This window comes from Superficieibacter sp. HKU1, assembly GCF_029319185.1.
GTDB lineage: Bacteria > Pseudomonadota > Gammaproteobacteria > Enterobacterales > Enterobacteriaceae > Superficieibacter.
The window spans coordinates 496,145-508,343 of the sequence record NZ_CP119754.1; the positions used below are offsets into that span (position 1 = coordinate 496,145).

Genomic DNA, 12,199 nt, shown 5'->3' on the forward strand with positions numbered 1-12,199 from the left:
CGCTACAATCTGCGCCACTATTCTTCCCTTGCTCAGGAGATATCATGAAAGTAGCAAAAGACCTGGTGGTCAGCCTGGCCTATCAGGTACGTACAGAAGACGGTGTATTGGTTGATGAGTCTCCGGTAAGCGCGCCGCTGGACTATCTGCATGGTCACGGCTCCCTGATTTCTGGTCTGGAAAATGCGCTGGAAGGCCATGAACCAGGCGACAAATTTGATGTTGCTGTCGAAGCGAATGACGCTTACGGCCAGTACGATGAAAACCTGGTTCAGCGCGTGCCGAAAGACGTCTTTATGGGCGTTGACGAACTGCAGGTTGGCATGCGTTTCCTGGCGGAAACCGACCAGGGTCCGGTACCGGTTGAAATCACTGGCGTTGAAGACGATCACGTTGTGGTTGATGGTAACCACATGCTGGCAGGCCAGAACCTGAAGTTCAGCGTGGAAGTGGTTGCTATTCGTGAAGCAACGGCTGAAGAGCTGGAGCATGGTCACGTACACGGCGCACACGATCATCATCACGACCATGACCACGGTCACGATGGCTGCTGCGGCGGTCACGGCCATGACCACGATCACGACCACGGTAAAGGTGGTTGCGGCGGTCACGGCGGCTGCGGCTGTCATTAATTGTCGTACGCTAAAGCGGGGTAACCCGCTTTTTTTTACGCCTCAATAATGGGGCGGCGGCGTTTCTTCTGAAGGTGAGGCCATGTGCGACGGCTGACTGGCTTTCAGTTTTTCCGCCATCAGGCGCACGTGTTCACGCAGTTTCGCCATTTCCATTTCGTGTGCGGTCACCGTCTGGTTAAGATCCTCAATCGTGATCTCCTGAAACGCCAGTCGGCTTTCCAGTTCCGCCAGACGTGCTTCCAATGATTTATCCTGCATGATTCACCTCTTCTCTGCGGCTTGTGGTTGCTGGCGGGCGGATTCTACCCAACTTTGACCTGCCATGCAGCACTGACCTCTTTCTGGAGGAAACTAATTTAAACAAAAATAGTCTGAAAAGATCCGTAATTAGGGAGAGTCCGTCTGTAGATTTCTTCTGCAACGCTTTATAGTACGCTTCTAATTTGAAAGTTAACCTGGGGTGAGATGCCCCGGCCCTGGAGATATGGATGAAATCACTGTTTAAAGTTACTCTGCTGGCGACGACAATGGCTGTCGCGCTGAACGCGCCGCTGACCTTTGCCGCAGAAACTGCACCTACCGCTGCACCGACTACTGACAGCAAAGCTGCTCCGGCTACCGATAGCAATGCAGCTCCAGCCGCTGACAGCAAAGCTGTGTTCAAAAATGACGACCAGAAGTCTGCTTACGCGCTGGGTGCATCGCTGGGCCGTTACATGGAAAATTCCCTGAAAGAACAAGAAAAACTGGGTATTAAACTGGATAAAGACCAGCTAATCGCTGGCGTTCAGGATGCCTTTGCTGATAAAAGCAAACTCTCCGACCAGGAAATCGAGCAGACTCTGCAGGCGTTTGAAACCCGCGTAAAAGCCTCCGCTCAGGCGAAGATGGAAAAAGACGCCGCTGAAAGCGAAGCAAAAGGTAAAGCCTTCCGTGATGCTTTCGCCAAAGAGAAAGGCGTGAAAAAATCTGCGACCGGTCTGCTGTATAAAGTAGAAAAAGCGGGTAGCGGCGACGCGCCGAAAGACAGCGACACCGTTGTGGTGAACTACAAAGGTACGCTGACTGACGGTAAAGAGTTCGATAACTCATACACCCGCGGCGAGCCGCTGTCTTTCCGTCTGGATGGTGTGATCCCGGGCTGGACTGAAGGCCTGAAAAACATCAAGAAAGGCGGTAAGATCAAACTGGTTATCCCACCGGAACTGGCCTACGGTAAAAACGGCGTACCGGGTATCCCGGCTAACTCTACGCTGGTCTTTGACGTAGAACTGCTGGACATCAAACCGGCAGCCCCTGCCAGCGCAGATGCCCCTGCCGCAGCTGCCGATGATAAAGCCGCAGATGCCAAAAAATAAAAAATGATAATCGCCGCCGCTTCAGGCGGCGGTTTTTTATTGCAGAACGGTATAATTAAATCTGGTCAACGGAATCCCCGCTGTATTAGTTTATACTCGTCATTCTTCAGGCTGCCTCTGCGTTGGCTACACTCGCCCGCCTATAAGCTCTCCCTTGACGCATCCTGAATGATTTTGCGTATAGTTATTGGTGTTAATCGAGCCTGCCCTGAAAACATAACGACAGGTTCCTGAAAAGGAGTGCTTTCTTTCATGTCCAGGTCGCTTTTAACCAACGAAACCAGCGAGCTTGATTTACTGGATCAACGTCCATTCGATCAGACCGACTTCGATATCCTGAAATCCTACGAAGCGGTAGTGGACGGGTTAGCGATGCTTATTGGTGCCCATTGCGAAATTGTGCTGCACTCTCTACAAGACCTGAAGTGTTCCGCCATTCGTATCGCCAATGGCGAACATACCGGGCGGCAAATTGGTTCTCCTATTACCGATCTGGCGTTGCGGATGCTGCATGATATGACCGGCGCAGACAGCAGCGTATCGAAATGCTATTTCACCCGCGCCAAAAGCGGCGTATTGATGAAGTCGCTGACTATCGCGATCCGCAATCGCGATCAGCGGGTGATTGGCCTGCTGTGCATCAACATGAACCTTGATGTGCCGTTCTCGCAGATCATGAATACCTTTATCCCACCGGAAACGCCGGATGTGGGATCGTCAGTTAACTTCGCCTCTTCAGTCGATGATTTGGTCGCACAAACGCTTGAGTTCACCATTGAAGAGGTGAACGCCGATCGCAACGTGTCAAACAACGCCAAGAACCGCCAGATCGTGCTGAATCTTTATGAAAAAGGCATTTTTGATATTAAAGATGCGATTAACCAGGTTGCCGACCGCCTGAACATTTCCAAGCACACCGTTTATCTCTACATCCGCCAGTTTAAAAGCGGCGATTTTCTGGGGCAGGATAAGTAATGCGTTTTGCCCTGCTGGTGACAGGCCCGGCCTACGGGACTCAACAGGCATCAAGCGCGTGGCAGTTTGCCAGTGCGCTGCTGGCTGAGGGACATGACCTGGCCTGCGTCTTCTTCTACCGTGAAGGCGTTCATAATGCCAATCAGCTCACCTCTCCGGCCAGCGACGAGTTCGATCTGGTGCGGGCGTGGCAGCGTTTGCATCACGAGCACGGAGTGGCGCTGCATATTTGCGTGGCGGCGGCCTTACGTCGTGGGATCGCCGATGAGTCCGAAGCCGGACATCCTGAATTGCCGGGTGCGAACCTCGCAGACGGTTTTACGCTCACCGGACTTGGCGCACTGGCGGAAGCGGCGCTCACCTGTGACAGAGTGGTGCAATTCTGATGAAACGCGTCGCTTTTGTTTTCACCTCCGCGCCGCACGGTTCTGCTGCCGGGCGGGAAGGGCTGGATGCACTGCTGGCCACTTCGGCGCTGACTGACGACACGGGCGTGTTTTTCCTCGGTGACGGCGTGCTGCAACTGCTGGCCGGTCAGCAGCCCGCGACGATCCTGGCGCGTGATTATATCGCCACGTTTAAAGTGCTCCCGCTGTACGATATCGACAACTGCTGGCTGTGTGCGGCCTCGCTACGTGAACGCGGATTCAGCGCCGATACGTCGCGCGTACTGGACGTTGAGCTACTCGAGCCTGAGGCTCTGCGGGAAAAACTGGATAACTACGACGTCATTATGACGTTTTGAGGCTGACATGCTGCATACCCTGCGCCACTCTCCCTGGCATTGTGATATGACCACCCTACTGCGGATGCTGCGGGAGGGTGACGACCTGCTACTCATCTCCGACGGCGTGCAGGCAGCCGTTGAGGGCAACCGCTTTCTTGAAATGCTGAGCGCCGTCCCCATATCAGTCTATGTGCTTGATGAAGACGTCAATGCGCGTGGTTTTTCTGCTCAAATTTCGACCAGTGTCGTCAGGGTTGACTATACTGGTTTCGTCAGACTAACGATAAAACATACGGGTCAAATGGCCTGGTGATGACAAGATCGCTGTATATTTCTTGACACCTTTTCTGCACAGCCCTAAAATTCTGCGTCCTCATATTGTATGAGGACGATTTATTACGTGTTTACGAAGCAAAAGCTAAAACCAGGAGCTATTTAATGGCAACAGTTAACCAGCTGGTACGCAAACCACGCGCTCGCAAAGTTGCAAAAAGCAACGTGCCGGCGCTGGAAGCATGCCCGCAAAAACGTGGCGTATGTACTCGTGTATATACTACCACTCCTAAAAAACCGAACTCCGCACTGCGTAAAGTTTGCCGTGTTCGTTTAACAAACGGTTTTGAAGTGACTTCCTACATCGGTGGTGAAGGTCACAACCTGCAGGAGCACTCCGTGATCCTGATCCGTGGCGGTCGTGTAAAAGACCTCCCGGGTGTTCGTTACCACACCGTTCGTGGTGCGCTTGACTGCTCCGGCGTTAAAGACCGTAAGCAATCACGCTCCAAGTATGGCGTGAAACGTCCTAAGGCTTAATGGTTCTCCGTTAAGTAAGGCCAAACGTTTTATCTTAATGTCAAACTAAACTCTTTGAGTTTTGGACAATCCTGAATTAACAACGGAGTATTTCCATGCCACGTCGTCGCGTCATTGGTCAGCGTAAAATTCTGCCGGATCCGAAGTTCGGATCAGAACTGCTGGCTAAATTTGTCAATATCCTGATGGTAGATGGTAAAAAATCTACTGCAGAAGCAATCGTATACAGCGCGCTGGAGACCCTGGCTCAGCGTTCTGGTAAAAATGAACTGGAAGCCTTCGAAGTCGCTCTCGACAACGTGCGCCCGACTGTAGAAGTTAAGTCTCGCCGCGTTGGTGGTTCTACTTATCAGGTTCCAGTTGAAGTTCGTCCGGTTCGTCGTAATGCCCTGGCAATGCGTTGGATCGTTGAAGCTGCTCGTAAACGCGGTGATAAATCCATGGCTCTGCGCCTGGCGAACGAACTTTCTGATGCTGCTGACAACAAAGGTACAGCAGTTAAGAAACGTGAAGACGTTCACCGTATGGCAGAAGCCAACAAGGCGTTCGCACACTACCGTTGGTAATCCCTTCGGAGTCATAGTCAACAGGCGGGCGCTTCAGTTAAGCAGCCCGCGCTGGAAAACTTATCTGAACGCCTAATGCAATAAACGAGGAATCAAATGGCTCGTACAACACCCATCGCACGCTATCGTAACATCGGTATCAGTGCGCACATCGACGCCGGTAAAACCACCACTACCGAACGTATTCTGTTCTACACCGGTGTGAACCACAAAATCGGTGAAGTTCATGACGGCGCAGCAACAATGGACTGGATGGAGCAGGAGCAGGAACGTGGTATCACCATCACGTCCGCAGCGACTACTGCATTCTGGTCTGGTATGGCTAAGCAGTATGAACCGCATCGTGTCAACATCATCGACACCCCGGGGCACGTTGACTTCACTATCGAAGTAGAACGTTCCATGCGTGTTCTTGACGGTGCGGTAATGGTTTACTGCGCAGTTGGTGGTGTTCAGCCACAGTCTGAAACCGTATGGCGTCAGGCAAACAAATATAAAGTTCCACGTATCGCGTTCGTTAACAAAATGGACCGTATGGGTGCGAACTTCCTGAAAGTTGTTGGTCAGATCAAATCCCGTCTGGGCGCGAACCCGGTTCCGCTGCAGCTGGCGATTGGTGCTGAAGAAGGTTTCACCGGTGTTGTTGACCTGGTGAAAATGAAAGCCATCAACTGGAACGATGCAGATCAGGGCGTTACGTTCGAATACGAAGATATCCCGGCTGACATGCAGGACCTGGCTGACGAATGGCACCAGAACCTGATTGAATCCGCAGCTGAAGCTTCTGAAGAGCTGATGGAAAAATACCTGGGTGGTGAAGAACTGACTGAAGAAGAGATCAAATCTGCTCTTCGCCAGCGCGTTCTGAACAACGAAATCATCCTGGTAACCTGTGGTTCTGCGTTCAAGAACAAAGGTGTTCAGGCGATGCTGGATGCGGTAATTGATTACCTGCCGTCCCCGACTGACGTTCCTGCGATCAACGGTATTCTGGACGACGGTAAAGATACCCCGGCTGAGCGTCACGCTAGCGATGAAGAGCCGTTTGCTGCTCTGGCATTCAAAATCGCTACCGACCCGTTCGTGGGTAACCTGACCTTCTTCCGCGTGTACTCTGGCGTGGTTAACTCCGGTGACACCGTACTGAACTCTGTGAAATCTGCTCGTGAACGTTTTGGCCGTATCGTACAGATGCACGCTAACAAACGTGAAGAGATCAAAGAAGTTCGCGCGGGCGACATCGCTGCTGCGATCGGTCTGAAAGACGTAACCACTGGTGACACGCTGTGTAACCCGGATGCGCCGATCATTCTGGAGCGTATGGAATTCCCTGAGCCGGTAATCTCCATCGCTGTAGAACCGAAAACCAAAGCTGACCAGGAAAAAATGGGTCTGGCTCTGGGCCGTCTGGCTAAAGAAGACCCGTCTTTCCGCGTATGGACTGACGAAGAATCTAACCAGACCATTATCGCCGGTATGGGTGAGCTGCACCTCGACATCATCGTTGACCGTATGAAACGCGAATTCAACGTTGAAGCGAACGTCGGTAAACCTCAGGTTGCTTACCGTGAAGCGATTCGCGCGAAAGTTACCGATATCGAAGGTAAACACGCTAAGCAGTCTGGTGGTCGCGGTCAGTATGGTCATGTTGTTATCGACATGTACCCGCTGGAGCCGGGTTCAAACCCGAAAGGCTACGAGTTCGTCAACGACATCAAAGGCGGTGTAATTCCTGGTGAATACATCCCGGCCGTTGATAAAGGCATCCAGGAACAGCTTAAATCTGGTCCGCTGGCTGGCTACCCGGTAGTTGACCTCGGTGTGCGTCTGCACTTCGGTTCTTACCATGACGTTGACTCCTCTGAGCTGGCGTTTAAACTGGCCGCTTCTATCGCCTTTAAAGATGGCTTTAAGAAAGCGAAACCTGTTCTGCTTGAGCCGATCATGAAGGTTGAAGTAGAAACGCCGGAAGAGAACACTGGTGACGTCATCGGTGACCTTAGCCGTCGTCGTGGTATGCTGCGTGGTCAGGAATCTGAAGTAACTGGCGTTAAGATCCATGCTGAAGTGCCGCTGTCTGAAATGTTCGGATATGCAACTCAGCTGCGTTCTCTGACCAAAGGTCGTGCATCATACACCATGGAATTCCTGAAGTATGATGATGCGCCGAACAACGTTGCTCAGGCCGTAATCGAAGCCCGTGGTAAATAAGCCCCGGGGTTAAAAAACCAATGTCCCGTGCCCCCTCAATGAGGGGGCGCTATAGTAAGGAATATAGCCGTGTCTAAAGAAAAATTTGAACGTACAAAACCGCACGTCAACGTCGGTACTATCGGCCACGTTGACCATGGTAAAACTACTCTGACCGCTGCAATCACTACCGTACTGGCGAAAACCTACGGCGGTGCTGCTCGCGCATTCGACCAGATCGATAACGCACCGGAAGAAAAAGCTCGTGGTATCACCATCAACACTTCTCACGTTGAATATGACACCCCGACTCGCCACTACGCGCACGTAGACTGCCCGGGCCACGCCGACTATGTTAAAAACATGATCACCGGTGCTGCGCAGATGGACGGCGCGATCCTGGTTGTTGCTGCGACTGACGGCCCGATGCCGCAGACCCGTGAGCACATCCTGCTGGGTCGTCAGGTAGGCGTTCCGTACATCATCGTGTTCCTGAACAAATGCGACATGGTTGATGACGAAGAGCTGCTGGAACTGGTAGAAATGGAAGTTCGTGAACTTCTGTCCCAGTACGACTTCCCGGGCGACGACACGCCGATCGTTCGTGGTTCTGCTCTGAAAGCGCTGGAAGGCGAAGCAGAGTGGGAAGAAAAAATCATCGAACTGGCTGGCTACCTGGATTCTTACATCCCGGAACCAGAGCGTGCGATTGACAAGCCGTTCCTGCTGCCGATCGAAGACGTATTCTCCATCTCCGGCCGTGGTACCGTTGTTACCGGTCGTGTAGAGCGCGGTATCATCAAAGTGGGTGAAGAAGTTGAAATCGTGGGTATCAAAGATACTGCGAAATCCACCTGTACCGGCGTTGAAATGTTCCGCAAACTGCTGGACGAAGGTCGTGCAGGCGAGAACTGTGGTGTTCTGCTGCGTGGTATCAAGCGTGAAGAAATCCAGCGTGGCCAGGTTCTGGCTAAGCCGGGTTCAATCAAGCCGCACACCAAGTTCGAATCAGAAGTGTACATCCTGTCCAAAGATGAAGGCGGCCGTCATACTCCGTTCTTCAAAGGCTACCGTCCGCAGTTCTACTTCCGTACAACTGACGTGACTGGCACCATCGAACTGCCGGAAGGCGTAGAGATGGTAATGCCGGGCGACAACATCAAAATGGTTGTTACCCTGATCCACCCGATCGCGATGGACGACGGTCTGCGTTTCGCAATCCGTGAAGGCGGCCGTACCGTTGGCGCGGGCGTTGTTGCTAAAGTTCTGGGCTAATATTTAGCTTTGAATAAAAAAAAGGACGCCTCGGCGTCCTTTTTGTTTTTTATTTTGCATGTCATAAATAGTTTCAACTCTGTGCACTCGTGCATTCTCTCTTGTTATTATAGCTATTGTAATCATAACTATTCTCATTTACACTTTGCGCATAAATTGAACGGGAGTGATCATGTACGTTTGTTTGTGTAATGGTGTCAGTGATAAAAAAATCCGCCAGGCGGTACGTCAGTTTCACCCCCAGTCCTTTCAACAGCTACGTAAATTTATTCCGGTAGGGAATCAGTGTGGGAAATGCATCCGCGCAGCGCGAGAAATAATGCAGGATGAATTGACCCAGATCCCGGAATACAAAGAGATTGCCTGAAGCCCAAACTTTTTTTTGACATCCCGGTAGCCCCATCTACGCTTCAATAAGTGGAAGCGGAGGGACTATATAATGAAAGGTGATGTTAGAATCATAAGTTATCTCAATAAATTATTGGGAAATGAGCTTGTCGCAATCAATCAGTACTTTCTCCATGCGAGAATGTTTAAAAACTGGGGCCTGATGCGCCTCAATGATGTTGAGTACCATGAATCCATTGATGAAATGAAGCACGCCGATAAGTATATCGAGCGTATTTTGTTTCTCGAGGGTATCCCCAATCTTCAGGATCTCGGCAAGTTAGGGATTGGTGAAGATGTCGAAGAAATGCTGCAATCGGATTTACGTCTCGAGCTTGAAGGCGCACAGGATCTGCGTGAAGCGATCGCGTATGCCGATAGCGTTCATGATTACGTAAGCCGCGACATGATGATCGAAATCCTTGCCGATGAAGAAGGGCACATTGACTGGCTGGAAACCGAGCTGGATCTGATCGGCAAAATCGGTTTGCAGAACTACATTCAATCGCAAATCAGAGTCGAAGCAAAATAGTCGGCAGATAAAACGTCTGCCAGCCGGCGATTAAACCCGCTGCGGCCATATAAGGGCCGAAGGGCAGCGGGTTTTTTATTGCCTGCCATTTACCGGAGCGCAGACCGTAGACGACAAGAAACGTGCAGGCCATAAGGGAAGAAAGTAAAACCAGATAAGATAAGTTTTGCCAGCCGTGCCATGCCCCTAACGCCGCAAGAAACTTTACGTCACCATAGCCCAGCCCCTCCCGCCGTCGTACAGCGCAGTAGCCCCAGTAAATAAGCGCGAATCCTGCATAGCCTGCGATTGCTCCCCAGACGGCATTGGCTAATTCTTGTGGTTGGCAGAGTAAATGCCACAGTAGCCCACACCATAACAGAGGGCAGGTGAGGGCATCAGGAAGCAGTCCCTGGCGTATATCGACGATAGCCAAAGCAAACGACAGTGCGATGTAGACGATGATAAACCCAATAGTACATGCCATCCGTTGCAGCCTTTGTTCCCTGACGTGACGTCAGTCTCAGGGATAAGAAATCAGTTCACCACCCAGAAAATAGATAATTGCGTGGCGTCTTCAGAACAACCTACGATGCCGGATGCAATTGCATCAATAGTTGCGACGTTGCGCCTGAAAACATAATTAATCTGCTTGTTTTCTAAACATCACTTGCGTCGACACCAGATTTACGTATAATGCGCGGGCTTGTCGTAATTGACGGCTGGTTCGATATGAACCCCGGTAACGCATTTTGTTGCCAACAATGCTCCCAATTGGGGAGCTACGTAAGAACGATTACACTCCCCCATCAATCGTAATGGGTGTGAGGAGTAATTATTTTCGTCTATAAATAACTGGAGCTTCTGGTCTCATGCAGAACCAAAGAATCCGTATCCGCCTTAAAGCGTTTGATCATCGTCTGATCGATCAATCAACCGCGGAAATCGTCGAGACTGCCAAGCGCACTGGTGCGCAGGTTCGTGGTCCGATCCCGCTGCCGACCCGCAAAGAGCGTTTCACCGTTCTGATCTCCCCGCACGTTAACAAAGACGCGCGCGATCAGTACGAGATCCGCACTCACAAGCGTCTGGTTGACATCGTTGAGCCAACTGAAAAAACCGTTGATGCTCTGATGCGTCTGGATCTGGCTGCCGGTGTTGACGTGCAGATCAGCCTGGGTTAATCAGGTCATCAAGCGATTGAGAGGTTGATACAATGATTGGTTTAGTCGGTAAAAAAGTGGGCATGACCCGCATCTTCACTGAAGATGGCGTCTCTATCCCAGTAACCGTTATCGAAGTTGAAGCAAACCGCGTTACTCAGATCAAAGATCTGGCTAACGATGGCTATCGCGCTGTTCAGGTTACCACTGGTGCTAAAAAAGCTAACCGTGTAACCAAGCCGGAAGCTGGCCACTTTGCTAAAGCTGGCGTTGAAGCTGGCCGCGGCCTGTGGGAATTCCGTCTGGCAGATGGTGAAGAATACACCGTTGGTCAGAACATTAGCGTTGAACTGTTTGCTGACGTTAAAAAAGTTGACGTAACCGGTACCTCTAAAGGTAAAGGTTTCGCAGGTACCGTTAAGCGCTGGAACTTCCGTACCCAGGACGCGACTCACGGTAACTCCTTGTCTCACCGCGTTCCGGGTTCTATCGGTCAGAACCAGACTCCGGGCAAAGTGTTCAAAGGCAAGAAAATGGCAGGTCAGCTGGGTAACGAACGTGTAACCGTTCAGAGCCTGGACGTAGTACGTGTTGACGCTGAGCGCAACCTGCTGCTGGTTAAAGGTGGTGTTCCGGGTGCAACCGGTTGCGACCTGATCGTTAAACCAGCTGTGAAGGCGTAAGGGGATAGCAATGGAATTAGTATTGAAAGACGCGCAGAGCGCGCTGACTGTTTCCGAAACTACCTTCGGTCGTGATTTCAACGAAGCGCTGGTTCACCAGGTTGTTGTTGCTTATGCAGCTGGTGCTCGTCAGGGTACTCGTGCTCAGAAGACTCGTGCTGAAGTAACCGGTTCCGGCAAAAAGCCGTGGCGTCAGAAAGGCACCGGCCGTGCGCGTTCAGGTTCTATCAAGAGCCCGATCTGGCGTTCAGGTGGCGTGACCTTCGCTGCGCGTCCGCAGGACCACAGTCAAAAAGTTAACAAAAAGATGTACCGCGGCGCGCTGAAAAGCATTCTGTCCGAACTGGTACGTCAGGATCGTCTGATCGTTGTCGAGACGTTCTCTGTTGAAGCACCGAAAACCAAGCTGCTGGCACAGAAACTGAAAGACATGGCTCTGGAAGATGTGCTGATCATCACCGGTGAGCTGGACGAGAACCTGTTCCTGGCTGCGCGCAACCTGCACAAGGTTGACGTACGCGATGCAACTGGTATCGACCCGGTTAGCCTGATCGCCTTCGACAAAGTCGTAATGACTGCTGATGCTGTTAAGCAAGTTGAGGAGATGCTGGCATGATTCGTGAAGAACGTTTGCTGAAGGTGCTTCGTGCACCGCACGTTTCTGAAAAAGCGTCTACTGCGATGGAAAAAACCAATACCATCGTTCTCAAAGTTGCTAAAGACGCGACCAAAGCAGAGATCAAAGCTGCTGTGCAGAAACTGTTTGAAGTCGAAGTCGAAGTCGTTAACACCCTGGTAGTTAAAGGGAAAGTTAAACGTCACGGACAGCGTATCGGTCGTCGTAGCGACTGGAAAAAAGCTTACGTCACCCTGAAAGAAGGCCAGAATCTGGACTTCGTTGGCGGCGCTGAGTAAG

General features: G+C 51.4%; 18 protein-coding genes. 16 read left to right on the plus strand and 2 right to left on the minus strand.

Going from position 1 to position 12,199, the window contains the following annotated elements; genetic code table 11:
- Positions 1-44: 44 nt before the first annotated feature.
- A complete protein-coding gene (gene slyD / locus P0H77_RS02325; RefSeq protein ID WP_276163428.1) occupies positions 45-632 on the plus strand; it encodes a peptidylprolyl isomerase in 588 nt (195 codons plus the stop codon).
- Between the two features lie 42 nt (positions 633-674).
- On the opposite strand, the gene P0H77_RS02330 is transcribed toward slyD, so the two are convergent.
- Positions 675-893, minus strand: a complete 219-nt coding sequence (locus P0H77_RS02330; protein ID WP_176916740.1) for a protein SlyX — start codon at positions 891-893, stop codon at positions 675-677.
- A gap of 230 nt (positions 894-1,123) precedes the next feature.
- Here P0H77_RS02330 and fkpA point away from each other — a divergent pair, with 230 nt between their 5' ends.
- From fkpA to bfr, 11 genes are all read left to right on the plus strand, one after another.
- Entirely contained in the window at positions 1,124-1,993 is an 870-nt protein-coding gene (gene fkpA, locus P0H77_RS02335; protein WP_276163429.1) for an FKBP-type peptidyl-prolyl cis-trans isomerase, read from the plus strand.
- Positions 1,994-2,245: 252 nt separating this feature from the next.
- Complete coding sequence (locus P0H77_RS02340) at positions 2,246-2,968, plus strand: transcriptional regulator (RefSeq protein WP_276163430.1); 723 nt, start codon at positions 2,246-2,248, stop codon at positions 2,966-2,968.
- A complete protein-coding gene (gene tusD, locus P0H77_RS02345) occupies positions 2,968-3,354 on the plus strand; it encodes a sulfurtransferase complex subunit TusD (RefSeq protein WP_276163431.1) in 387 nt (128 codons plus the stop codon). The genes P0H77_RS02340 and tusD overlap by 1 nt, the downstream gene beginning before the upstream one ends.
- On the plus strand, positions 3,354-3,713 hold the full coding sequence (gene tusC, locus P0H77_RS02350; RefSeq protein ID WP_276163432.1) for a sulfurtransferase complex subunit TusC: 360 nt from the start codon (positions 3,354-3,356) through the stop codon (positions 3,711-3,713). Before tusD ends, tusC begins: the two co-directional genes overlap by 1 nt.
- Before the next feature lie 7 nt (positions 3,714-3,720).
- Positions 3,721-4,008: a sulfurtransferase complex subunit TusB gene (gene tusB / locus P0H77_RS02355; RefSeq protein WP_276163433.1), complete on the plus strand. Its 288-nt coding sequence runs from the start codon at positions 3,721-3,723 to the stop codon at positions 4,006-4,008.
- Positions 4,009-4,133: 125 nt separating this feature from the next.
- Entirely contained in the window at positions 4,134-4,508 is a 375-nt protein-coding gene (gene rpsL / locus P0H77_RS02360; protein ID WP_003023654.1) for a 30S ribosomal protein S12, read from the plus strand.
- A 95-nt stretch (positions 4,509-4,603) separates the two neighbouring features.
- Positions 4,604-5,074 carry a 30S ribosomal protein S7 gene (rpsG, locus tag P0H77_RS02365; protein WP_004106370.1) on the plus strand — a complete coding sequence of 157 codons (471 nt, stop codon included), beginning with the start codon at positions 4,604-4,606 and terminating at the stop codon, positions 5,072-5,074.
- 96 nt (positions 5,075-5,170) lie between these two features.
- Positions 5,171-7,285, plus strand: coding sequence for an elongation factor G (gene fusA, locus P0H77_RS02370; RefSeq protein WP_103677174.1), 2,115 nt, complete (start codon positions 5,171-5,173; stop codon positions 7,283-7,285).
- Positions 7,286-7,354: 69 nt separating this feature from the next.
- Positions 7,355-8,539 carry an elongation factor Tu gene (gene tuf / locus P0H77_RS02375; RefSeq protein ID WP_276159198.1) on the plus strand — a complete coding sequence of 395 codons (1,185 nt, stop codon included), beginning with the start codon at positions 7,355-7,357 and terminating at the stop codon, positions 8,537-8,539.
- 172 nt (positions 8,540-8,711) lie between these two features.
- Positions 8,712-8,906 (plus strand): bacterioferritin-associated ferredoxin, encoded by a 195-nt coding sequence (gene bfd, locus P0H77_RS02380; RefSeq protein ID WP_103678681.1) that lies wholly within the window; start codon positions 8,712-8,714, stop codon positions 8,904-8,906.
- A 72-nt stretch (positions 8,907-8,978) separates the two neighbouring features.
- Complete coding sequence (gene bfr, locus P0H77_RS02385; RefSeq protein WP_176919484.1) at positions 8,979-9,458, plus strand: bacterioferritin; 480 nt, start codon at positions 8,979-8,981, stop codon at positions 9,456-9,458.
- Here bfr and P0H77_RS02390 read toward each other — a convergent pair.
- Positions 9,439-9,924, minus strand: a complete 486-nt coding sequence (locus tag P0H77_RS02390) for an A24 family peptidase (protein ID WP_276163434.1) — start codon at positions 9,922-9,924, stop codon at positions 9,439-9,441. The genes bfr and P0H77_RS02390 overlap by 20 nt on opposite strands.
- A gap of 385 nt (positions 9,925-10,309) precedes the next feature.
- Here P0H77_RS02390 and rpsJ point away from each other — a divergent pair, with 385 nt between their 5' ends.
- The 4 genes from rpsJ to rplW are packed head-to-tail and all read left to right on the plus strand — an operon-like array spanning position 10,310 to position 12,198.
- A complete protein-coding gene (gene rpsJ / locus P0H77_RS02395) occupies positions 10,310-10,621 on the plus strand; it encodes a 30S ribosomal protein S10 (protein ID WP_001181005.1) in 312 nt (103 codons plus the stop codon).
- Positions 10,622-10,653: 32 nt separating this feature from the next.
- Positions 10,654-11,283: a 50S ribosomal protein L3 gene (gene rplC / locus P0H77_RS02400; RefSeq protein ID WP_052284882.1), complete on the plus strand. Its 630-nt coding sequence runs from the start codon at positions 10,654-10,656 to the stop codon at positions 11,281-11,283.
- 10 nt (positions 11,284-11,293) lie between these two features.
- Positions 11,294-11,899, plus strand: a complete 606-nt coding sequence (rplD, locus tag P0H77_RS02405; protein WP_015960716.1) for a 50S ribosomal protein L4 — start codon at positions 11,294-11,296, stop codon at positions 11,897-11,899.
- Positions 11,896-12,198, plus strand: a complete 303-nt coding sequence (gene rplW / locus P0H77_RS02410; protein ID WP_000617546.1) for a 50S ribosomal protein L23 — start codon at positions 11,896-11,898, stop codon at positions 12,196-12,198. Before rplD ends, rplW begins: the two co-directional genes overlap by 4 nt.
- Position 12,199 lies beyond the last annotated feature (1 nt).

What these genes read in the sequence shown, in the direction of transcription:
- tusD (WP_276163431.1), top strand. Translation starts at nt 2,968, where the DNA reads ATGCGTTTTGCCCTGCTGGTGACAGGCCCGGCCTACGGGACTCAACAG.
- P0H77_RS02390 (WP_276163434.1), bottom strand. Translation starts at nt 9,924, where the DNA reads ATGGCATGTACTATTGGGTTTATCATCGTCTACATCGCACTGTCGTTT.
- rplD (WP_015960716.1), top strand. Translation starts at nt 11,294, where the DNA reads ATGGAATTAGTATTGAAAGACGCGCAGAGCGCGCTGACTGTTTCCGAA.
- bfd (WP_103678681.1), top strand. Translation starts at nt 8,712, where the DNA reads ATGTACGTTTGTTTGTGTAATGGTGTCAGTGATAAAAAAATCCGCCAG.
- P0H77_RS02330 (WP_176916740.1), bottom strand. Translation starts at nt 893, where the DNA reads ATGCAGGATAAATCATTGGAAGCACGTCTGGCGGAACTGGAAAGCCGA.
- P0H77_RS02340 (WP_276163430.1), top strand. Translation starts at nt 2,246, where the DNA reads ATGTCCAGGTCGCTTTTAACCAACGAAACCAGCGAGCTTGATTTACTG.
- rpsJ (WP_001181005.1), top strand. Translation starts at nt 10,310, where the DNA reads ATGCAGAACCAAAGAATCCGTATCCGCCTTAAAGCGTTTGATCATCGT.
- fusA (WP_103677174.1), top strand. Translation starts at nt 5,171, where the DNA reads ATGGCTCGTACAACACCCATCGCACGCTATCGTAACATCGGTATCAGT.
- tusB (WP_276163433.1), top strand. Translation starts at nt 3,721, where the DNA reads ATGCTGCATACCCTGCGCCACTCTCCCTGGCATTGTGATATGACCACC.
- rpsG (WP_004106370.1), top strand. Translation starts at nt 4,604, where the DNA reads ATGCCACGTCGTCGCGTCATTGGTCAGCGTAAAATTCTGCCGGATCCG.
- bfr (WP_176919484.1), top strand. Translation starts at nt 8,979, where the DNA reads ATGAAAGGTGATGTTAGAATCATAAGTTATCTCAATAAATTATTGGGA.
- fkpA (WP_276163429.1), top strand. Translation starts at nt 1,124, where the DNA reads ATGAAATCACTGTTTAAAGTTACTCTGCTGGCGACGACAATGGCTGTC.
- rplC (WP_052284882.1), top strand. Translation starts at nt 10,654, where the DNA reads ATGATTGGTTTAGTCGGTAAAAAAGTGGGCATGACCCGCATCTTCACT.
- tusC (WP_276163432.1), top strand. Translation starts at nt 3,354, where the DNA reads ATGAAACGCGTCGCTTTTGTTTTCACCTCCGCGCCGCACGGTTCTGCT.
- rplW (WP_000617546.1), top strand. Translation starts at nt 11,896, where the DNA reads ATGATTCGTGAAGAACGTTTGCTGAAGGTGCTTCGTGCACCGCACGTT.
- slyD (WP_276163428.1), top strand. Translation starts at nt 45, where the DNA reads ATGAAAGTAGCAAAAGACCTGGTGGTCAGCCTGGCCTATCAGGTACGT.
- rpsL (WP_003023654.1), top strand. Translation starts at nt 4,134, where the DNA reads ATGGCAACAGTTAACCAGCTGGTACGCAAACCACGCGCTCGCAAAGTT.